The sequence below is a fragment of the Flavobacterium sp. MAHUQ-57 genome (assembly GCF_051908335.1).
GTDB lineage: Bacteria > Bacteroidota > Bacteroidia > Flavobacteriales > Flavobacteriaceae > Flavobacterium.
In genome coordinates, this window is sequence record NZ_JBPZTE010000006.1 from 644,670 (window position 1) to 666,079 (window position 21,410).

At 36.3% G+C, this 21,410-nt stretch carries 18 protein-coding genes; 10 read left to right on the top strand and 8 right to left on the bottom strand.

Annotated features, from left to right (window positions below; genetic code table 11):
* The first annotated feature begins 2 nt into the window (after window positions 1-2).
* The 3 genes from ACS8MM_RS03275 to ACS8MM_RS03285 are packed head-to-tail and all read left to right on the top strand — an operon-like array spanning window position 3 to window position 2,745.
* Window positions 3-905: a hypothetical protein gene (locus ACS8MM_RS03275; RefSeq protein ID WP_379712988.1), complete on the top strand. Its 903-nt coding sequence runs from the start codon at window positions 3-5 to the stop codon at window positions 903-905.
* Window positions 898-1,887, top strand: coding sequence for a glycosyltransferase family 2 protein (locus tag ACS8MM_RS03280; RefSeq protein WP_379712990.1), 990 nt, complete (start codon window positions 898-900; stop codon window positions 1,885-1,887). The genes ACS8MM_RS03275 and ACS8MM_RS03280 overlap by 8 nt, the downstream gene beginning before the upstream one ends.
* Window positions 1,888-1,911: 24 nt before the next feature.
* Complete coding sequence (locus ACS8MM_RS03285) at window positions 1,912-2,745, top strand: OmpA/MotB family protein (protein ID WP_379712992.1); 834 nt, start codon at window positions 1,912-1,914, stop codon at window positions 2,743-2,745.
* A gap of 179 nt (window positions 2,746-2,924) precedes the next feature.
* Here ACS8MM_RS03285 and ACS8MM_RS03290 read toward each other — a convergent pair whose 3' ends face one another.
* From ACS8MM_RS03290 to ACS8MM_RS03300, 3 genes are all read right to left on the bottom strand, one after another.
* Window positions 2,925-3,545 (bottom strand): L-threonylcarbamoyladenylate synthase, encoded by a 621-nt coding sequence (locus ACS8MM_RS03290; RefSeq protein WP_379712994.1) that lies wholly within the window; start codon window positions 3,543-3,545, stop codon window positions 2,925-2,927.
* Window positions 3,546-3,713: 168 nt separating this feature from the next.
* Complete coding sequence (locus ACS8MM_RS03295) at window positions 3,714-4,406, bottom strand: hypothetical protein (protein ID WP_379712996.1); 693 nt, start codon at window positions 4,404-4,406, stop codon at window positions 3,714-3,716.
* Between the two features lie 173 nt (window positions 4,407-4,579).
* A complete protein-coding gene (locus ACS8MM_RS03300) occupies window positions 4,580-6,919 on the bottom strand; it encodes an ATP-dependent helicase (protein ID WP_379712998.1) in 2,340 nt (779 codons plus the stop codon).
* Between the two features lie 94 nt (window positions 6,920-7,013).
* Here ACS8MM_RS03300 and ACS8MM_RS03305 point away from each other — a divergent pair, with 94 nt between their 5' ends.
* Window positions 7,014-7,535: a hypothetical protein gene (locus ACS8MM_RS03305; protein ID WP_379713000.1), complete on the top strand. Its 522-nt coding sequence runs from the start codon at window positions 7,014-7,016 to the stop codon at window positions 7,533-7,535.
* Window positions 7,536-7,564: 29 nt separating this feature from the next.
* On the opposite strand, the gene ACS8MM_RS03310 is transcribed toward ACS8MM_RS03305, so the two are convergent.
* Window positions 7,565-9,634: a M1 family metallopeptidase gene (locus ACS8MM_RS03310; protein WP_379713002.1), complete on the bottom strand. Its 2,070-nt coding sequence runs from the start codon at window positions 9,632-9,634 to the stop codon at window positions 7,565-7,567.
* Window positions 9,635-9,710: 76 nt separating this feature from the next.
* Here ACS8MM_RS03310 and ACS8MM_RS03315 point away from each other — a divergent pair, with 76 nt between their 5' ends.
* Genes ACS8MM_RS03315 through ACS8MM_RS03325 form a run of 3 tightly spaced genes read left to right on the top strand, consistent with a single transcriptional unit; the run spans window position 9,711 to window position 11,641 of the window.
* Window positions 9,711-10,448 (top strand): diphthine--ammonia ligase, encoded by a 738-nt coding sequence (locus ACS8MM_RS03315; protein ID WP_379713004.1) that lies wholly within the window; start codon window positions 9,711-9,713, stop codon window positions 10,446-10,448.
* Between the two features lie 3 nt (window positions 10,449-10,451).
* Window positions 10,452-10,943, top strand: coding sequence for a hypothetical protein (locus ACS8MM_RS03320; RefSeq protein WP_379713006.1), 492 nt, complete (start codon window positions 10,452-10,454; stop codon window positions 10,941-10,943).
* A 2-nt stretch (window positions 10,944-10,945) separates the two neighbouring features.
* Complete coding sequence (locus tag ACS8MM_RS03325) at window positions 10,946-11,641, top strand: aspartyl/asparaginyl beta-hydroxylase domain-containing protein (protein WP_379713008.1); 696 nt, start codon at window positions 10,946-10,948, stop codon at window positions 11,639-11,641.
* Between the two features lie 24 nt (window positions 11,642-11,665).
* Here ACS8MM_RS03325 and ACS8MM_RS03330 read toward each other — a convergent pair whose 3' ends face one another.
* Window positions 11,666-12,775 carry a tryptophan 7-halogenase gene (locus ACS8MM_RS03330; protein ID WP_379713010.1) on the bottom strand — a complete coding sequence of 370 codons (1,110 nt, stop codon included), beginning with the start codon at window positions 12,773-12,775 and terminating at the stop codon, window positions 11,666-11,668.
* 2 nt (window positions 12,776-12,777) lie between these two features.
* Window positions 12,778-15,636, bottom strand: coding sequence for a LodA/GoxA family CTQ-dependent oxidase (locus ACS8MM_RS03335; RefSeq protein ID WP_379713012.1), 2,859 nt, complete (start codon window positions 15,634-15,636; stop codon window positions 12,778-12,780).
* A 173-nt stretch (window positions 15,637-15,809) separates the two neighbouring features.
* On the opposite strand from ACS8MM_RS03335, the gene recG reads away from it, so the two are divergent.
* Window positions 15,810-17,915: an ATP-dependent DNA helicase RecG gene (gene recG, locus ACS8MM_RS03340; RefSeq protein ID WP_379713014.1), complete on the top strand. Its 2,106-nt coding sequence runs from the start codon at window positions 15,810-15,812 to the stop codon at window positions 17,913-17,915.
* 52 nt (window positions 17,916-17,967) lie between these two features.
* On the opposite strand, the gene ACS8MM_RS03345 is transcribed toward recG, so the two are convergent.
* Complete coding sequence (locus ACS8MM_RS03345; RefSeq protein WP_379713016.1) at window positions 17,968-18,813, bottom strand: DUF2911 domain-containing protein; 846 nt, start codon at window positions 18,811-18,813, stop codon at window positions 17,968-17,970.
* Between the two features lie 119 nt (window positions 18,814-18,932).
* Between ACS8MM_RS03345 and ACS8MM_RS03350 the strand changes: the two genes are divergently transcribed.
* On the top strand, window positions 18,933-19,400 hold the full coding sequence (locus ACS8MM_RS03350) for an SRPBCC family protein (protein WP_379713018.1): 468 nt from the start codon (window positions 18,933-18,935) through the stop codon (window positions 19,398-19,400).
* Complete coding sequence (locus ACS8MM_RS03355; protein ID WP_379714986.1) at window positions 19,390-20,688, top strand: cryptochrome/photolyase family protein; 1,299 nt, start codon at window positions 19,390-19,392, stop codon at window positions 20,686-20,688. Before ACS8MM_RS03350 ends, ACS8MM_RS03355 begins: the two co-directional genes overlap by 11 nt.
* Here the strand turns inward: ACS8MM_RS03355 and ACS8MM_RS03360 are convergent.
* A complete protein-coding gene (locus tag ACS8MM_RS03360) occupies window positions 20,685-21,344 on the bottom strand; it encodes an HAD family hydrolase (protein WP_379713020.1) in 660 nt (219 codons plus the stop codon). The two genes, ACS8MM_RS03355 and ACS8MM_RS03360, sit on opposite strands and share 4 nt — an antisense overlap.
* Window positions 21,345-21,410 lie beyond the last annotated feature (66 nt).

The window sequence follows — 21,410 nt, forward strand, 5'->3', positions numbered from 1 at the left end:
ACATGAAAAACAGCCTTTACACCTTAATCGTACTCCTTTTGGTTTCCTGTGGGAAAGATAACAACAGTAAAACTACCACTACAACAACAACTTTACCTACAAGCATAAGTTCAAAACCCGATACAAAAGAAAATCACATTTCGGCAACAGAAAGCGCTTTACAGGAAATTATTTTCAAGACCGATTCGGTTAAAAAGCATCTCACTACTAGCAATGCATTGGCTTTGTATTTGAAATTCAGAGAAAACACTACCGATTTGATTACTAAAATAAACAATGACAACGGCTATATAATCGATAATTATTACACCCATATATCTGAAAAAAGCCATGCATTAGAACTGCCAGATTCGTTACAAACCAAATTTAAAAACCTAGAGAAAGCGCATATAGAGTTTTGGGAAATTGGAGAAGGTTATATTGAAATAAGACCAAAGGCCGATTTTTATCAAACAATTTTCGACAACAAGTTGCCACCTGATTACAATGAGTTTGTAAAGCTAGAAGCTTTTGAAAACAAGGATTTAATAGGTGCTGATGCCGGTTTAGTTATAACCTTTCAGGAACTTTCCGTTTTGGTTTTAAACTGGGAAAAATTTTTATTGAAATACCCGAATAGTAAATTGTATGCGGAAGTAAAAGAGAATTATAAAAATTTATTGAGCATCTATCTTTTTGGTCTGGACAATACTCCTACATTTGAAGATTATGGCAACGAAGACAACCAACTCAATGCTGAAAATAAAAAAGAATTTGAGCGTTTCATTTCCAAGAATCCAAAATCAATCACTTCAAAAATAGTTATCAGCTTATTGGAAGGCATTCAAAACAATCTAAAAAGAGATGAATTGCATAAAAAAATAGAGCAAGACTATTTGAAATACCCAATCACTAGCAATGAATAAAATAGCAGTCGTCATATTAAACTGGAACGGAGTACAATTGCTGGAGCAATTCCTACCGTCGGTGGTAAAGTATTCACCTGAAGCTACCATTTATGTAGCAGACAATGCCTCCACTGATACCTCCGTAGCCTTTGTCAAAGCACATTACCCTTCCGTAAAAATCATAGAAAACCAAGGCAATTTCGGATTTGCCAAAGGGTACAATGAAGCGTTGGTTACAGTAGAAGAACCCCTTTACGCATTAGTCAATTCCGACATTGAAGTTACTGAAAATTGGTTGGTCCCGATTCTTTCCTTATTTGAAAAGGAGCCAAATACAGCCATTATTCAACCCAAGATATTGGATTTTAAGAACAAAGCCTATTTTGAATATGCCGGAGCCGGTGGTGGATTCATTGATCAATACGCCTACCCGTATTGTCGAGGTCGTATTTTTGAAACCTTGGAGAAAGATCATGGACAGTATGACGATACCCGAACCATTTTTTGGGCATCGGGTGCATGTTTCTTTATCCGTAAAGAAGTATACCGAACATTAGGTGGCTTTGATTCCGATTTCTTTGCCCATCAGGAAGAGATTGATTTGTGTTGGCGGGCTTTCAATAAAAACCTTACCATAAAGTATTGTGGTCAATCTACGGTATACCATGTAGGTGGCGCTACTTTACAAACCGGTAGTCCTCACAAAACCTATTTGAATTTCAGGAATTCCTTGTGGATGATGACCAAGAACCTACCGACAGGAAAATTGGTCCCCGTACTCTTTATCCGCATGGTATTGGATGGTGTTGCAGGCGTACGCTTTTTAATGCAAGGGAAAGTTAGTCATTTATGGGCGATACTCCGCGCCCACTTCAATTTGTATCTTTATTTTTATAAGTTTCTGAAAAAGAGAGACTTGAACCAGAGGGAAAATTATTACAAAATAAAGTCCATTGTTTACCGTTATTTTATAAAGAATGGCAAGCTATTTGCGGAATAAAGTAAAAATAAAAAACGTTATATAATGAGAAAAGTAGCAGTATTATTATCGGCCTTAGCTATTGTAACGACTTCATGTGGAAGTAAGAAGAAAATAGCAGAATTAGAAGCGAAGAACAAGGAAATTCAGGATTTATTAAACACCTGTACTATTAAATTGAATACCTGCTTAACTGAAAAAGAAGGATTGAGCAGTCAGAATGAATACTTGAAAAAGAACAATTCTGATTTGATAAACAGCTCCAAAGAGATGACTGTTTTGACTACTAAAGGGGCAGAAAACCTTGAGAAATCATTAGAAAGTTTAAAAGAAAAAGACCTTAAAATTTCGAGATTACAAGACGCCTTAACGAAAAAAGATTCGGTTACCCTTGCTTTGGTTACCAGTTTAAAACGTGAAGTAGGAATTGATGATCCGGATATTAACATCAATGTAGAAAAAGGAGTGGTAATGATTTCTATTGCAGACAACCTTTTATTCAAGTCTGGAAGTTATGATGTGAGCGACAGAGCGAAAGGTGTTTTAGCCAAAGTAGCCAAAGTCATCAACAGCAAGCCTGATTTTGAGTGTATGGTAGAAGGTCATACGGATAATGTGCCGATTAAGAATGCGGTATTGTTAGACAACTGGGATTTATCTGTGAAAAGATCGACATCGATTGTTCGTGTATTACAGAATGATTTGGGTGTAAATCCGAAGCAATTAATTCCAGCAGGAAGAAGTTTCTATATTCCATTGAATGATAACGATACGCCAGAAAACAGAGCTAAAAACAGAAGAACAAGAATCATCATCATGCCTAAAATCGATCAATTTTATGATATGATTGAGAAGGAGATGAAAAGTTTGAGCAAGTAATTTAGATTGTTAGATTATTAGATCTTTAGATTATTAGATCTTTAGACTACTTAGATCTTTAGACTACTTAGATCTTTAGACTACTTAGATCTTTAGACTACTAGATATAAAAAAACGCCTTGATGACTCAAGGCGTTTTTTTTTATACTTACTAATAACTGTTCACTAAGGACTAATCACTACAAAATATCCAGGCTTCCTTTACCTTCACGGATAACTACCGGTTCGCCGTCTGACAAATCAATAATGGTAGACGCTTCATTGTCTCCATACCCCCCATCGATAACCACATCTACTAAATTTTGCCATTTCTCGAAGATCAGTTCCGGGTCGGTTGTATATTCAATGATTTCATCTTCATCGTGGATGGAAGTTGAAACGATAGGATTTCCGAGTTGACGCACAATTTCGAGAGCGATATTATTGTCCGGCACACGAATACCTACGGTTGTTTTCTTTTTAAATTCTTTTGGAAGACTGTTATTACCAGGTAGAATAAAAGTATACGGCCCTGGTAAAGCTCTTTTCAGAATTTTAAAAGTAGAAGTATCAATTTGTTTGATATAATCGGATATATTGCTCAAATCCGAGCAAACGAAAGAGAAATTGGCTTTATCAAGTTTAATTCCTTTGATTTTCGCGATACGTTCCAATGCTTTGGTATTGGTGATATCACACCCTAAACCATAGACAGTATCGGTAGGATAGATCACCAAACCCCCATCTCTTAGCGATTTCACCACTTTAGCGATTTCCTTTTCGTTGGGGTTTTCCGGGTATATTTTAATGAATTGAGCCATTTTCAGGTTTAAAAATTTAACATTGAAAGTTTAAAGTTACGCTTTTTCTTACTTATTACAATTCCTTTTTAACGTAATTCAGATGGAACAGATGAGATACCCTATTAAAAATATAGCCAATAAACATTCATTTTTAATCCTTAAAAGAAATATTGAATAGATGGAAAACTAATAAAACTCATAGACCAATTCATACGTATAATAATTATTGCTGATAGTGGTCAATAACCCATTTTTATATTCCAGTATGAATTCTTTTATTTCTTCGTCCTTTTTATACAATTTCCCTCCCATTTTATAATGACCTGATTCTTTTACAATCAATTTTTCTATAAACTGGTGTTTACTATCATAAACGTATTCAATACTTCTGATTGTCTCTTCATCACTTTTTTGAAAAGTAAACTTCGCTGGTAAAAATTGATAATTCTTTGCTTTAAAAAATTCACAATCAAAATTTACAGGATATTGATCATTGTCTGTAAACTTATACTTTAGTCCTTCATTAGAATACTCAGATACTGTAAATATTTTAGCTTTTTCACTCTTACGAATAATTTTCTCGATAACACCTTCTTTATATTGAAGATCATATTTTACCACTTCTTTTTCTGGCAAAGCATTGAACTTACTTTCCAATTCTGCATCTCCTTTTACGAAGTTTTGGTAAAATTTTGATTCTTTGGTTTTGGTAAATACATCCTGAACACTTAGTAATTTAGAGTTCGTTGCATCATATAAAAATTCTGTTGTCAAAAAAAAGTAGCCATCTGCAGGAAATTGAAAGGCAATTAATTTACCCTCTTTATCAAAACTCATTTTGTTTTTAAATGACAATGAATTGTAGCCTGTAAAATTCAAAACACGACTTTTAACTTTCTTTTTTTTATAGATACTATCGGATTGTTGCAGGAACAAATGATTGTATTCATTGAATCTTTCTCTATACTGAGAAAAACTGTTTAAACTAATTAGAAATGTGAATACAAAATAAAAAAATCTAAGAGAATACATATAAAAAAATAATAATTTAATTACCCAATCACATCCAGTTTGGCAAAGCGTAATAGTAATTTCTTAATACCACCCACTTCAAATTTGATTTCTGCTTTTTTATCGGCGCCCACACCTTCAAGGTTTAACACTTGGCCTTTTCCGAAACGTTCGTGCATGACTACGTTGCCTACCGTAAGTTTACTATCAAACAAATTGGTAGATCCTGCGGATGGTGCCTGACCGGACATCGGTTTTAGTTTACGGATATTCGAGTTCGGTTTAGGTGCGTTGTCTGATATGTATTTTGGTGGCGTACCGGCAACTGGTTTTGTTAAACGCAATTTGGATTTATCCACATCGCCGAAAATATCCACATCGATACTCGGTTTGTAACGGTAATTGTTTTCATTTGGCGTTAAGTATTCCAGGTATTGCCCGTCGATTTCCTCAATAAAACGTGAAGGTTCGCTATCTACCAGTTTACCCCAACGGTAACGCGATTGTGCGTAGGTAAGATACGCCTGATGTTCGGCGCGGGTTAATGCCACATAGAACAAGCGGCGTTCCTCTTCCAGTTCACTTCTGGTATTCATACTCATGGCACTTGGAAATAGATCTTCCTCCATTCCTACGATAAAAACTGTTGGAAATTCCAAACCTTTCGCCAAGTGAATTGTCATTAATGCGACACGGTCATCATCACCAGTATCGTTATCTAAATCGGTTGCCAAAGCCACATCTTCCAAGAATTCTGATAAAGCACCACGTGCTCCGTCGACTTCTTTTTGTCCTTCGGTGAAATCTTTGATACCGTTCAATAATTCTTCGATATTTTCAATACGGGCGATACCTTCCGGTGTTCCGTCTTTCTTCAATTCCTGAATTAAACCCGTTTTTTTGGTTACGTGTTCGGTAAGCACAAAAGCATCCTGATTTTCATTGATAATCTGGAAACTTTTGATCATGGTTACAAAATCCTGTAATTTTTGTTTGGTTCCCGAATTCAGTTTCAGGTCGATTTTATCGATATGTTCCATTACTTCGAAGATGGAACGTTTGTAGTGATTGGCAGCTACTGTTAATTTCTCGACAGTAGTATCACCAATACCTCTTGCGGGATAATTGATTACACGTACTAACGCTTCTTCGTCTTTTGGATTGACCACCAAGCGCAGGTAACACAATACATCTTTGATTTCCTTGCGCTGATAGAAAGACAATCCACCATAAATACGGTAGGGAATATCACGTTTCCGTAATGCATCTTCCATGGCGCGGGATTGTGCATTGGTTCGGTATAGAATTGCAAATTGCCCATTGTGCATTTGCTTTTGCATCTTTTCTTCAAAAATGGTAGAAGCCACAAAACGACCTTCTTCCCCATCGGTTAAGCTACGGTGTACTTTGATTTTGGGTCCGTCCTCATTGGCCGTCCAAACAATTTTATCGAGTTTCGTTTTGTTGTTATCGATAACGTTGTTCGCTGCTTCCACAATGTTCTTAGATGAACGATAATTTTGTTCCAGACGATACATTTGCACTCCTTCGTAATCCTTTTGGAAGTTCAGGATATTATTGATATTCGCACCACGGAAAGCATAGATACTTTGCGCATCGTCACCCACCACACAAATGTTTTGAAAACGATCAGACAAAGCACGCACGATAAGGTATTGCGAGTGATTGGTATCTTGGTACTCATCTACAAGTATGTATCGGAAACGGTCTTGGTATTTCATCAATACATCAGGAAAACGCGTTAACAATTCATTGGTTTTCAATAATAAATCATCAAAATCCATGGCACCGCTTTTGAAGCATCGTTCCACATAATTCTGATAAATTTCACCCATTCGCGGCTTTTTACTCATCGCATCCGCCTCTTGAAGTTCAGGGTTATTGAAATACGCTTTCACAGTAATTAAACTGTTTTTGTATTGAGAGATACGACCGAACACCTGTTTCGGTTTATATATATCCTTATCCAATTGCATCTCTTTGATGATTTGACCAATCAAACGGGTAGAATCCTGAGAATCATAAATGGTAAAATTGGAAGGATATCCTAATTTATCTGCTTCAATTCTAAGAATTTTAGCAAAAACCGAGTGGAATGTTCCCATCCATAAATTTTTGGCTTCGCTATTACCCACAATATCCGCAATACGTTTCTTCATTTCACGTGCTGCTTTATTGGTAAAAGTTAAGGACAAAATATTAAACGCATCTACCCCCTGACTCATCAGGTTAGCAATACGTACGGTTAGTACACGCGTCTTTCCCGAACCCGCACCGGCAATTACAATCATTGGCCCATCCTTCTGTAAAACAGGGGCTTTCTGAGCGTCATTTAATTTCTCTATAATTTGCTGAATCATACTCATAATCGAAAGTTCAAAAATACGTTTACAAAAGTTGTATTACAATTAATTTTTTAAGTTTATTTGCAGTACTAATCACAAAGAACTACAAATGGATTATTCTAAAATTATCGAAGTAGCTGCGTATACTTTACCATCCGTTATTACTGGTGGTGTAGCTTATTATTTTTTACAGTCTTATTTCAGCAATGAAGAAAAAAGAAGGAATCATCTATTGCTAAGAAATACACAAAAAGAGGCTTTACCGCTAAAATTACAAGCGTATGAGCGCATGGCATTGTTCTTAGAGCGTATCAATCCTTCCAAGTTATTGATTAGAGTGGTACCCATGTCGCAAGACAAAAATTTATACGAATCGTTTTTAATTGATCATATTGAGCAGGAATTTGAGCATAATCTGACACAACAGATTTACATTTCTGATGATTGCTGGAATGTAATCTTAACGGCAAAAAACACGATTATTCAAAATATCCGTAAAACGAATATGAGTGATAAAGTGACTTCGGCAGATAAATTACGTGAAACCATATTGAGTGATTTATTGGATTCGGATTCGGCAACAACCATAGCTTTGGCTTATTTAAAGAAAGAAGTTACTCAGATTATATAAATGAAAATCCCCTCGGTGAGGGGATTTTTTTATTTCAATTCATTCTTCAGGAAGTTTTGTTCGCGTTCCGGTAGATTAGGCAGTAACCCTTCCAATTGGGTTTTGAATTGTGGTTTTTTAATCAGTTTACGAATGTTGTCTTTGGCGAATTTCACGAATTGCCATTTATGATGCGTTGTCCCGTTGAGCAAGGAAGTCAGTACTTTTTCATCGGAAGGATTAATTTGCAATAACACTTCCAAGGCATTTTGACGAATGGTTCCGTCGTATTCGGTAGAAGCCAAAGCGATTAATTCGTTATAAAATCCCTTTTTATTTTCGTTTGTAAATTCTTTGGTTGCCAAAGCCAATGTAAGCCATATGATACGAAGATTTCTGTCATTATTACCTTGCCAATCTTTAGACAATTCCAAATAACGCATTCTGTCTTCTGGAAATTTTGACCATAATTGCTGCAAAACGATTTCTCTGGTGCGATACGATTTATCATTGAGTAACGACTCGTACTCGGCTTTAAACTCTAACGGTATGGTTTTCATAGTTGCGGCCAAAGCTTGACGTACCTGTATATCATTTGATTGTAAAGCCAGTTGTAAAAACATTTTCTTTTCTTCAAAAGGAACATTTACCAATTGGTATAATACTTCCTGTTTCAATGGAAAATACGCATCCGAATTCAAAATACTTATCCAACTATTTTTCTTTTCTTCCAATGGCAAACTTTCCATCCTCTGCAATTCAAAAAAGGTAAGTATTGTCTTGTTTTTACTTAAAATAGCAACCGCCAACTCTTTATTAAAAGTGGTAGACTCCAACCATTCCTTTTGAAATTTAGCCGTATCAAATTGGGTTATTTTTCTGACTTCAGCTAAAAAATTTTCCGTTTCGACGTTCTTATACTGGTATTTTTTCAGATAGGTTTTGACTACTTTCTTAAAATTTTCAGCACCAATATTTTCACGCAAATAATGCAAAGCCCAAGCACCTTTCTTATAGAAAGATAATGTACTCGCCTTTTCATTCATCACCGGAATTGAATCATATTTACTCGCATTTTGCAATTCTTCTGCATAATTCAATAGTTCAAATTGAAAATAATTCTCACCGAACAATTCTCTTTCCGCCAAAAGTGCGTAGTAAGTAGCAAAACCTTCCTGTAACCAATGGTGTTTTGATGATTTTGCAGTAATCAAGTCACCGAACCAATGATGCGCCAATTCATGTGCGTTAACATTGATATAATTCATATCGTTAAACCCAATTTCATCTACCACAAATTCTTGGGAAAACAAAGTCGCTGAAGTATTCTCCATACCGGCGTATAAAAAATCATCTACTGGAGCTTGTCGGTAAATTTGCCATGGGTATTTTATTCCCGTTTCCTTTTCCAGAAAATCAAAAATCTCTTTTGAATATTTGTAGGTTGAGGTAAATTTAGAAGCATCTGTAGGTTTTAGATACATTTCTAGAGGAATACCCGAGTTTGATTTTTGCTCGTATTTATCATATTTACTAATGGCCAACATTGCTAAATAAGAACTCATAGGCTGTTTCATTTGAAATTGCCATGTTTTCAGATTCCCTTTCGAATTATATCGAACCTCCTTTAGCGTTCCGTTAGATACTACTTGATAATCATTACGGAATTCAATCGCTAAATTGAAAACCAACTTTTCATTGACATCATCAAAACTAGGCAACCAATGGGAAGTATATTTCCCTTGACCTTGTGTCCAAATCTGATTGTTTTCAAAATTAAGATCACCTACGAAATACATCGCTTGTTTGGGGTGGGCAGAATATCCAAAAGATAGCTTATTTTTCCCTTTTTTGTAGCCTTCAAACAAAAGCAATGCTTTTCCCGAATTCTTGAATGCAACCGGCTTGCCATTTATTTTTACCTCATTAAATTCCATTCGAACAGCATCGATTTTAATCGTATCAGGCAAGGTATTCACTTTAAAAACATAGGTCAGTTCCCCACTAACCGATTTTTCAATGGCATTCGGTTTCACTAATGCATTGAGTGACAGAAAATCTGCCTTTGAACCTTGTTGTGCGAAAGAAAAAAGAGAGACAAATAGAAAAATATACTTCATTAGGCATTAATTGATGTTCAAATGTACAAAGTAACTATTGACTTTTTTGTAAGTTTACTTCCAAAATTAGTTTGTTTTGAAACCAAAAGCAATATTCAACTGGAGTAGCGGAAAAGATTCGGCACTCGCATTATATACAACTTTACTCGAAAAAGAGTATGACATTGTGGGACTTCTGACCAGTGTTAACACACAGTACCAGCGTATTTCGATGCATGGAGTACGTGTAGCATTACTGGAATCTCAGGCAGAAAGCATTGGAATTCCACTTTATAAATTGGAAATTCCTGAAATGCCTACCATGGAACTATACGATGAGGTGATGAAAGGTAAAATGCTGGAATTACAATCGAAAGGTGTTACTCATTCTATATTTGGAGATATTTTCTTGGAAGATTTACGAAAATATCGTGAAGAGAAGTTGGCTATTGCCCGAATTGAAGGTGTATTCCCATTATGGAAAAAAGATACATCAGCATTGATTCAGGAATTTTTAGGTTTAGGTTTCAAAACCATTGTTACCTGTGTAAACGAACGCTATTTGGATCAAAGCTTTGTAGGTAGGATAATTGACGAGCAATTCATTAAAGATTTACCTGAAAATGTAGATGTTTGTGGAGAGAACGGTGAATTTCATACCTTTACTTTCGACGGGCCAATTTTCTCACAACCGATTGCTTTCGAAATTGGAGAAATTGTACACCGCAAATATGAACGGCCAAAAACCGAAAGTTCCAATACGGCCTGCGATAACACTGCAGATACTACCGCATTTGATTATGGATTTTGGTATTGTGATTTAATTCCGAAATAAAAAATGGAAACAATTAACAAAATAGTACGCTTTTTAAACGAAATCGGAATTGAAGTTCGTGAAGAAAAACTGGGAAATGATACTTTTTTACCGGGTTTAACGATGAAGTCGAACGCAGTCATAATTGATTATGATCAGTTGAAATATCCTGGTGATATTTTACATGAAGCTGGACATATTGCAGTAGCATCGCCTGAAACCAGAGCCGTAATTGGTACAACAGAAGTACCTGAAGGATGGCCGGACGGTGGAGAAGAAATGGGTGCTATTTTGTGGTCGTATGCTGCCTCTATTCATTTGGGATTACCGTTGGATTTTGTATTTCATTCTGATGGTTATAAAAACAGTTCCGAATGGTTGATTCAAAGTTTTGAAAATGAAACCTACATTGGATTACCCTTTTTAGAGTGGATTGGACTTGCCTACGGAAAAGAAAAAGCCTTGGAGAATCAAAAACCACCTTTTCCCGTAATGCTCAAATGGATACGTAATTAAATATGGATCAACTAATCAGACATTTACAATTTCCAATGCAATTGGATGTTGCAAAGCTTCAAGAAGACTTGCAAAAAGTGATGCAAACCCCATGGACACATCATTACAACACGAATGATTATACGGGAGATTGGACTTCTGTTGCTCTGATGTCGCAGGATGGCAAATCGGATAGTATTTATGCATTGAATCAAGGAGACACTGCCATTAAAGCTACCGAAATTTTAACTTCCTGTTCTTATTTCGAACAAATCCTAGACGAATTGCAATTTAAAAAAACGGCGGTTCGATTATTGCGTTTGGCAGCTGGTGCCCAAATAAAACCCCACAGCGATCATTGCTTAGGTTATGAAGACGGTTGTTTCAGAATCCATATTCCTATTGTAACTAATCCGGAAGTTGAATTCATTTTGGATGGTGAACGACTTATCATGAACGAAGGAGAATGCTGGTATATTGATGCGAATTTTACGCATTCGGTTGCCAACAGAGGAACGGAAGACCGAATTCATCTCGTTATTGATGGTATTCGCAATGAATGGACTGATGCATTATTTTTTAAGCATGCCGATAAAAGCCGATTTATCAAGCCTGAAAAAAAACTTTCTGACACTGAAAAAAAACAGATAATTGCTGAATTACAACGAATGAATACAGCAGCATCCCAAAAATTAATTGATGACTTATTGCAACAATAAGTCATCAATCTTTTTGAAATTACTTTAGAGGTTTATTTTTTCATGCCGATTTTTCCAAAACGGACTGCTTTCCCATCGTTTTTCCATGGCATACCAGTGGTAAATCCTGTTTTTATATACATTCATTATATTCTCTAAAACAGCATTGTACTCGCGAAAATCATCAATTTCATTATTTAAAAAACGATAGCAACATTCTGCAGCGGCCAAGCCAGTATACATTGCATTGAAAATCCCTTGTGACGATAAAGGATCAAAACTAAAGGAAGCATCCCCAACGGTAAGCCAAGAGTTTCCCGAAAAAGGCTTCGTAAATGCTGATTTAGCGGCTGTTGTACCATACTCGATTTCGTCGACGAACGATGTGAAAGTTTCCAGACAGACATTTTCGGACAGTGTCTTATTTTTTTGAATCAGTGCTAACAATTTTCTTTTAGAACGAATCGATTTGATTGTTGGAATACGTGCATCAGTATGGAATGCAATGATTCTTTTGTTTCCCGGAACCGCAGTGGTATACCACCAACCCTCAGAGTCAGCCTGAATTTTACTCCTTCCTTGTAAACTCTTCACTGGATTATCTTTTCCTATCATCCAACCACATACCAAGTGGTCCAAGGCAATCCTTTTGGCTCCAAGCTGTCTCGCGATAAAAGGATTTCTTCCACTGGCGTCAATCAATAGTTTAGATTTCAGTTTTTGCGTTTTGGAATCATTCGAAATGTTGATTTCCCAGAAACCTTCTCGCCAATTAAAATCTACCATTTGGGTATCATTTAGAAAAAAGCATCCTCTTTGTTTTGCTTTTTCTTGCAACCAAATTTCAAATTTTTGCCTATTGAGATGCCATCCGTGTCCAAAAGGATCTTTAATAAAATCCGTTTCATTGATTTCATCGGTTCCCCAAACGGATTGGTTGCCATAATTTGGGAGATGACCTTGTTGAATAAAATCGTCCCATAAGCCCATATCCATCAAAAGTTTATTGGCTGCTGGTGGCAAAGATTCACCGGCACGTGGCTGCGGTGAAGCATTTCTATCAATCATCATCACTTTAAAAAAAGGAGATAAATTGAGCGCAACGCTACAACCAGCGGGACCAGCACCTAATATAAACACATCTATATCTATCATTCTTATCGGAAACGTTTTACTTTTTCTATCAATGATAAATCGTAGATATCTCCAGCTTCTTCTTCTTTTTCTTCCAAGTGAAGTGTTTTAGCTAACAATTTCACTTCTTTTTGTACTTTCTTATTTTCCACTTCCATTATTGCGGGAAAGTTTGGATTATCTGTTACCCCTTTTCGAACTTCTACAATTCCCATTTCATCAAAATGGTGAATCATATGATTGATCTGATAAGTATATCCTTTATCTAAACCAAGTGGTTCCAGCCAATTCGCTCTATTTGCAAAAGCCTGTAAACGTAGTCCTAATTCGTTATTCGAATTGATTACCGTGTTGTATTGTTCTTCAGACATAACTTGATTTGGAACTCTTGCGGGCCAAAACGTAGGTACGTAAGGATCATACGTAGTATCATAACCCGAACGACAACTTGCTGTATCGGTTTGCCACGGAATAGCCATCCAACGGGTAACACCACCTGGAAGCTGCCCTCCACTCAAAGGACCTCTTGGTAAGGTTAAGACATCACTATTTAAAAGCGGACCATATCCAGGTTCAATCCATCCTTTTGTGGCATGTTTTAAACGGAACGGCGCCATATACATACTTGCAGTTCGCATTGGCCACGTCATTTCACAACCGGGGTGAAAAGCGTCGGCGAGACAGAACTCCATTGCGGCTTTTGTAAGCATATCTGGTTGCTTACTTGGTGGTACATCATCAATAGATCTTGGTGGTTGGTAATTTTCATCAAAATCAGCAATAAAATCGCCTGCAGCCCATTGCTGTAAGAATTTAAGTTGTGTATCGGTCAATGCGGCATGTTGTCTCGGTGTTGGTGCTGGAGGTATGTTCATTGCGTCACCATATAACCAAGGAAATGGAACAGGAGACCAAGAATCTCTTTCAAAAACCCTGAATTGGTTGGCTAAATTTTTTCTTAATTCCCTATAAGCTGGATTTGGGTTATTCAATTTTTGAACCCATTCTGAAGTTGTAAAATTAAAAGGGCCGCCAAAACCAAAAGCGGAGGCGAATCCGGCATTTACCCATTGTAAACGAGTCATTCGTTCAAAAATTGGTAGAATATCGTTAGTAAACGAAGGCATTGGAGGACAAGGTAATGTATTGGCTTGAATTGAAGTATCTCGCATTAAGTCCCACATGGTTCTCACCGATTTTTGCATTGGAGCATAATTTGGAGGTGCTACAATTACCCAAGCCGGTTGAACCTTCAAAAGTTCCCCTTTGAATTCCACTTCGGCTGTAACCGGACCGTCTGAGGTATCATCGTACCAGCCTTCATTGTTGGCAAAAGTTACCGCTTTGCTTCCATCGTAAGAACCCGATTTTCCGTGACCTCCCAAAACAATTAAGCGTCCTTTTTCGTCTGTTTTTAATTCACCCAAATAAACTTCAATATCCATAAAATGTCCATTAAGCGCTTTACTTTGGGAATTAATTCCAGAGATAGTATGTTCACCCGGATCAACAATTAAACGTTTACGGTCAGTAACTGTAGAATTCCTTAAAAGTGTGGGTGGTGCCATTTTTGCTTCTGGAATATCTAAAGCCAATTGGAACTGATACCAAGCTGCCTTATGATTGGCAAGATGCACATTCCATTTGATTTTAGCTTCCTCTGCTGTTAATTCTCGAACAGGTTCCCCTTTAGCATTCAATCCATAAATACGGAATCGAGCGGCCTGTCTTTTTATAGCTCCAGTCTCGTCTCTATAAAACCCAGGTAGCTCCGGTAGTGGATCGGTAACTTCGGGGCCAATAAAATACCCTTCTTTACTGTTACCTACTCTGCATACTCCGATTGGAGGATAAATTGCAGCTGTAACAATGCAATCATCAACTACTTTTGGTTCAACACTATTTTTTTTAAAATGGTATGGACATTGTGGTTCTTGTGTAGGAATACCATTGGCATCGTGTCTTTTTTCGGCAGAAGCCTGATAAACCACTTTCCTTGCATCCGAAATACTACCTTGTGGCTGATGTTCTCTTAAGCAATGCCATGGATTAAAGGATAAATTTTCACCGTATTCCGGTTGCCCATTCGCGCAAATATCTTGTTGAGGAAGGTGAAGTGTCGCAATATGAATTGGTTCACTTTCGCTTTCTTCCCAACGAACAGTAGCTTCATCCAAAGGCATTTTCTCTGGATTTGTTCTAAACTGTACCATAAAACGAAACGAAGCCGCTCTTTGTCTCAGTCGGTTTTCCAAATCAATTGCTAGGTAATCAGGATCATTAAAAGGAACAGCTTCAGGCTGATCGACGGGTTCTAATTTGTATTTTACATATTTATTATCACCGAAAGCATACGGCAAAACGCTCCAATAATTGGTAGTTAATGTACTCCCTACAACCTGAGCCATTTCATCTAGGATACGTTTTGTTTTAGGATGTTTGGCCAAATAAGCATCATAATCTTTATCGATTACTCCAGCTGAGGTAAAATCAGCCATTTCTTTAGCGTTATCAACAAAAAAAACGTCATAATTTTGAAGAATGAAATCTTGGGTATCACCATCCCCCAGTAACTTTTCTCCTTTTACATCAAACAATTTTATACCTACTCCACAGGTTGTTTTTAAATCGGCAGAAGAAGGCGTTGTATCGCTTGAAAAGCGCACCCATGCCTCTAATTTATTCAAGGCGAAAACACCTACTTTCATTTCATTCGGTAAGTCATGAACCATTTCAAAATAACCATGAGCAACGCCATGTGGTTTTAAGAAAACGGGTCTCATGGCTGGAGACTGCCCTAAGTTAATGCGGTTCTGCTGAACAATATCAACAAACATTTCCTTGAGTCTTTCTGAAGAATTTCTATCATTCCAACATTCCATACTACTTTTTTTTAGTTGTTTATTTATGTATTTACTTACAAACTAAAGTATTGAATTCTTAGTTTCAGATAACAGGTATTTTTACGTGTTTTCAAAATTGAGATGAAACAATCTATTTTAAAATCTCTCTTTAAAAACTTATCTTCGCATAGATTGAAAGCTTTGATTTAGGAATGAATAACCTTCTGGAAACCCCAATTGAATATTTAAAAGGCGTAGGACCGCAGCGTGGCGAATTGTTACGTAAGGAGCTTGGTATTCATAAATATGGTGATTTAATCAATTTGTATCCGAATCGCTATATTGACAGAACAAGGTATTACAAAATCAATGAATTGCAGAATACTACCTCTGAAGTTCAGATAATTGGAAAAATAATCCATATTAAAACGGTTGAATTCGGGAAAGGAAAAAAGCGACTTACAGCAACCTTCATTGATGATACCGGAGAAATAGAATTAGTTTGGTTCCAGGGAATAAAGTGGATTCGGGAAAGTCTAAAAGTAAATTTTCCTTATGTCATTTTTGGAAAAATCAATCATTTTAATGGACAATATTCGATGCCTCATCCGGAAATGGAAGGATTAGAAGAACACAAAGCAAGTTTACGAAGTGCGATGCAATCCGTATATCCTAGTACTGAAAAACTAAACAATAAAGGGATTTCGAATAGAGTCATCAATAAAATGATGCAGCAATTGTTCATTGAAACCCATAGCCTATTCACCGAAACTTTACCAGGCTATCTGATTCAGGAATTGCAACTGATTCCTAAAAATGCAGCATTATTCAATATACACTTTCCAAAGAATCAGGATTTATTGAGTAAAGCTCAATTTCGTCTGAAATTTGAAGAATTGTTATTTATTCAATTGCAATTGATTACTAAAAATTTAATCCGAAAACACAAAATTAAAGGGCATCCATTTGAAAAAGTAGGCGATTATTTTACTGGATTTTACAATAATCATCTTCCTTTTGAACTCACGAATGCACAAAAAAAAGTACTAAAAGAAATTCGAAATGATTTAGGAAGTCATGCGCAAATGAACCGCTTGCTACAAGGAGATGTAGGATCTGGAAAAACAATTGTGGCGTTAATGTGTATGCTATTGGCAATGGATAACGGTTTCCAAGCTTGTTTAATGGCACCTACTGAAATTTTGGCATCCCAACATTTTAACGGAATTACTTCTTTAGCTAAAGAATTGAATATCAATATAAAATTACTTACTGGTTCTACTAAAACTTCAGATCGAAAAATCATACACGAAGAATTAATCAATGGAGATTTACATATTTTAATTGGCACCCATGCCTTACTGGAAGACAAAGTACAGTTTCAAAATTTAGGTTTGGCTATCATTGATGAGCAACATCGATTTGGCGTAGAACAACGTAGTAAACTATGGAAAAAAAATACTATTCCGCCACATGTTTTGGTAATGACTGCCACTCCTATTCCTAGAACATTGGCAATGAGTTTATATGGTGACTTGGACATTTCTGTGATTGACGAATTACCTCCGGGAAGAAAACCCATTCAAACTGTTCATCGTTATGACAGTAATCGTTTAAAAGTATGGCGTTTTATTCGGGATGAAATTGAAAAAGGGAGACAAATTTATATTGTATATCCATTGATTCAAGAATCGGAAACATTGGATTATAAAGATTTAATGGATGGTTATGAAAGTATCTCCAGAGATTTTCCTTTACCCAAGTATTCTGTATCTATTGTTCATGGTAAGATGAAACCGTCTGAAAAGGACGAAGAAATGCGTCGTTTTGCTGAAGGAAAAACCAACATCATGGTTGCTACCACCGTAATTGAAGTTGGAGTAAATGTGCCGAATGCCTCAGTAATGATTATTGAAAGCGCAGAGCGTTTTGGTTTGTCACAATTGCATCAGTTACGTGGTCGTGTTGGACGTGGCGCCGAACAAAGTTACTGCATACTAATGACGGGGCATAAATTAAGTAATGAAAGTAAAACCCGATTGGAAACGATGTGTAAAACTAATGACGGATTTGAAATTGCGGAAGTCGACTTAAAACTGAGAGGACCTGGTGATATCATGGGAACTCAGCAAAGTGGTGTCTTAAATCTACAAATTGCTGACTTAGTAAAAGACCGTGATATTTTACAATTGGCACGTCATCATGCCATTAAATTATTGAAAGATGATGCTTCAATGACGAAACCAGAACATCAGAAATTACGAGAAATATTCATTGAATTAGGAAAAAAGAAAAACATTTGGAATTATATCAGTTAATAAAAAAAAGCCCAGGAAAACCTGAGCTTTAATTTATTATAATTCTTTATATTTATTTTTTTGACCATTCAGCGATGCTGTCCATGTTCATTTTTACATAATCTTGATTGTTTTCAGCCTGCGCACCTGCTAAAGATAGTTTAGCCGTTTCAATTGCACCTTTTTTGTCACCCAATTTCGCTTGAATTTGTGATTTCAAACGACTATACCAATAGGGTTTTTTCTCGTGCATATCATAAGCTTTAGTCACATAGCTCAATGCTTTATTCAAATCACCGTTAGATTGGAAATAATATTGGGCAGCTGAATAATAATCAGCAGCAGATGGACCACCAAGTATTTTGTCAATACTTGCGCTCGCAATCTTATGTGTTGGCACTTCAAATTTTAATGCCACTAAAGTTTTTTCCCAAGATAATTCCAAATAAGCGAAGTTATTATCTGTATTATTGATGCCAATCGTAAAAGTTTCAACATTTCTGGTTAATAATTCAGTTTTCACTCTAGTCTTTAAAGCAACTTTAGAATCATCCCATTTTTCCGGTGTACCCCAATTGTCTGTAGTAGTGTAGAAGTAGATTTCCCATTCATCTGCTTTAGGCGAAACATACAAAGCATATTTACCTTTTTTCAAGGTAGTATCACTAATTACAACATCATCTGAGAAAGAAATCGTTGTATTCGCATTGGCTCCAGCTCTCCAAATCGTTCCAAAAGGCACCAAATTACCAAAAATCACTCTTCCTTTTGCGCTAGGGCGTGAATATTCAATTTCAACATTTGTCAAACCAACTGTTTGTGTTAACGTCGATTTTGGGCTTGCTTGCGGAACTTTTACTTGTGCTTCAATTGATAATGAAGCGACGAACATAGCCAGTGCTATAATTACTCTTACCATTTTGTTTGTTATTTTTTTCAAAGTTAAAATTTCAATTGGATATCGATTGTTAATAAAAGTATAAAAATACAATAAATTTGTTTAAGATATTTGTAATTTTGTTAAACAATACATCATCTATGTTATACAGTTTACACAGCACTCAAAAATTACCAATCACCATCGAAGAAGCATGGTCTTTTTTTAGTGATCCCAAAAATCTGAATACCATCACTCCCGATTCAATGCGATTTGAAACACTTTCAGGAGATGATCGCAAAATGTTTCAGGGACAGGTCATTCATTATAAGATTAGTCCATTTCAGTTTGTATCAATGGAATGGGTAACTGAAATCACTCATGTCAAAAACAATGAATTCTTTGTAGACGAACAACGTTTTGGTCCTTATAAATTTTGGCATCACAAACATTTCTTTACACCAATAGAAAATGGAATTTTAATGGAAGATATCGTACATTACAAAATGCCTTTCGGAGTTTTGGGCAACGTTTTGCATCCAATTGTAGTTCGTCCAAAATTGGAAGAAATATTTGCATTCAGAACAGAAAAATTACGATCAATTTTTGGTGAATACGATGGAAAATAAAGCTACTATCTTCTGGTTTAGAAGAGATTTGCGTTTGGAAGACAATGTTGGATTATTTCATGCATTAGAATCTACGAATGAAGTATTACCTATTTTTATTTTTGACTCCTCTATTTTATCTCAACTAGAGCCAAATGATGCACGCGTAACATTCATTCATGACTTACTCTCAGAGATTCAATCAAAATTAAATGCGAAAGGCAAATCATTAGCGGTATTTCATGGTAAACCGATGGAAATATTTGAACTACTGATTGCAAATCACACCATTCATTCTGTTTATACCAATCACGATTACGAGCCTTATGCCCGAAAACGCGACAAAGAACTCAACGAATTGTTTAAAACGCATCAAATTGCATTCAAAACCTGTAAGGATCAGGTGATTTTTGAAAAAAATGAAGTCATTAAAGACGATGGAACACCCTATGTTGTTTTCACTCCCTATTCTAAAAAATGGAAAGAAAGATTCAAGCACAATCCCTTACCACATCATCCGTCTGAAGAATTATTGCACCGAATTCAAAAGCACAACTACCCTTTTTTACAGTTAGCAGCTATCGGTTTCACTGAATCTAACATAAAAGTTCCTGTATTCAATATCAAACCAAATCTTGTTGATAATTATTCCGAAACCCGTAATTTTCCAGCCATCTCCGGTACTTCCCTTTTGGCGCCTCATTTGCGATTTGGATCAGTTTCCATTCGGAAAATAATTAAAGAAATAGTTAATTCAACCAATGACACCTTTCTAAACGAGTTAATTTGGAGGGAATTTTTCATGCAAATTTTATGGCATTTTCCTCAAACGGTCAATCAATCGTTCCGACCAAAATACGATGCAATCGTTTGGGAGAATGACGAGACCTTATTCAAAAAATGGTGTGAAGGCAAAACGGGTTATCCTTTTGTTGATGCTGGAATGAGAGAATTGAACTCAACAGGTCATATGCATAATCGTGTACGCATGATTGTGGCCAGTTTTTTATGCAAACATTTGTTAATTGATTGGCGTTGGGGCGAAGCTTATTTTGCGACCAAACTATTAGATTATGAACAATCCAGCAATGTGGGCAACTGGCAATGGGCTGCTGGATCAGGAGTAGATGCGGCACCTTACTTCCGCATATTCAATCCGACAGAACAAATTAAAAAATTTGATAAAGACTTAAAGTATATCAAAAAGTGGATTCCGGAATTGAATACAACGCTGTATCCGAAACCCATAGTGGATCATAAACAAGCTAGAGAAAAATGCCTAACTATCTACAAAAAGGCAGTCGGTTAGAATTGTAATTGCTGTAATTTTTCAAAATTGATTGCACTGAAGTCCTGAATGACATAATCTGCCAATGACAAATCCTGATGTTTGGAATTGGTACTATCATAACCAATACAGACAATGTCTGCAGCTTTGGAGGCGATAATACCATTTGTACTATCTTCAATAACAATACATTCTGACTTAGGAGCAACGGATAATGAGGCAGCATGCAAAAAAATGGCTGGATGTGGTTTGGATTTTGGGAAATCTTCACCACTGATTTTATGTGTAAAGTATTGATTTAAATTGAATCGGTTAAATACCCTATTAATAGTGCTTTTAGATGCCGAAGATGCCAAAATCAACTGCATTCCGTTGCGGTGTAAATCCTGAATTAAAGTCAGTACTCCTTCGATCAACTCCAAATCAGGTTTCGTATCAAAAGCCTCATTGAACAATGCTCGTTTTCGCAAAATCAATTCTTCGACATCTTGCTCCAATAGAAAAGTTTCTTTTAATTTCTGAAAGACATTTCGAGTTGAGTTTCCTGTAAAAGTCGCATACATTTCCACAGGCACTTCAATATTCAATTCATCAAAATGCTGATCGTAAGCAAACTTGTGCACAGGTTCAGTGTCAACAATTACACCATCCATGTCGAAAATAACTGTTTTTATCATTTTTCTTGATTTGGAAAGGCCAAAGATACAAAGCGAAATATTTTTTCCACATGATAGTTAAACCTT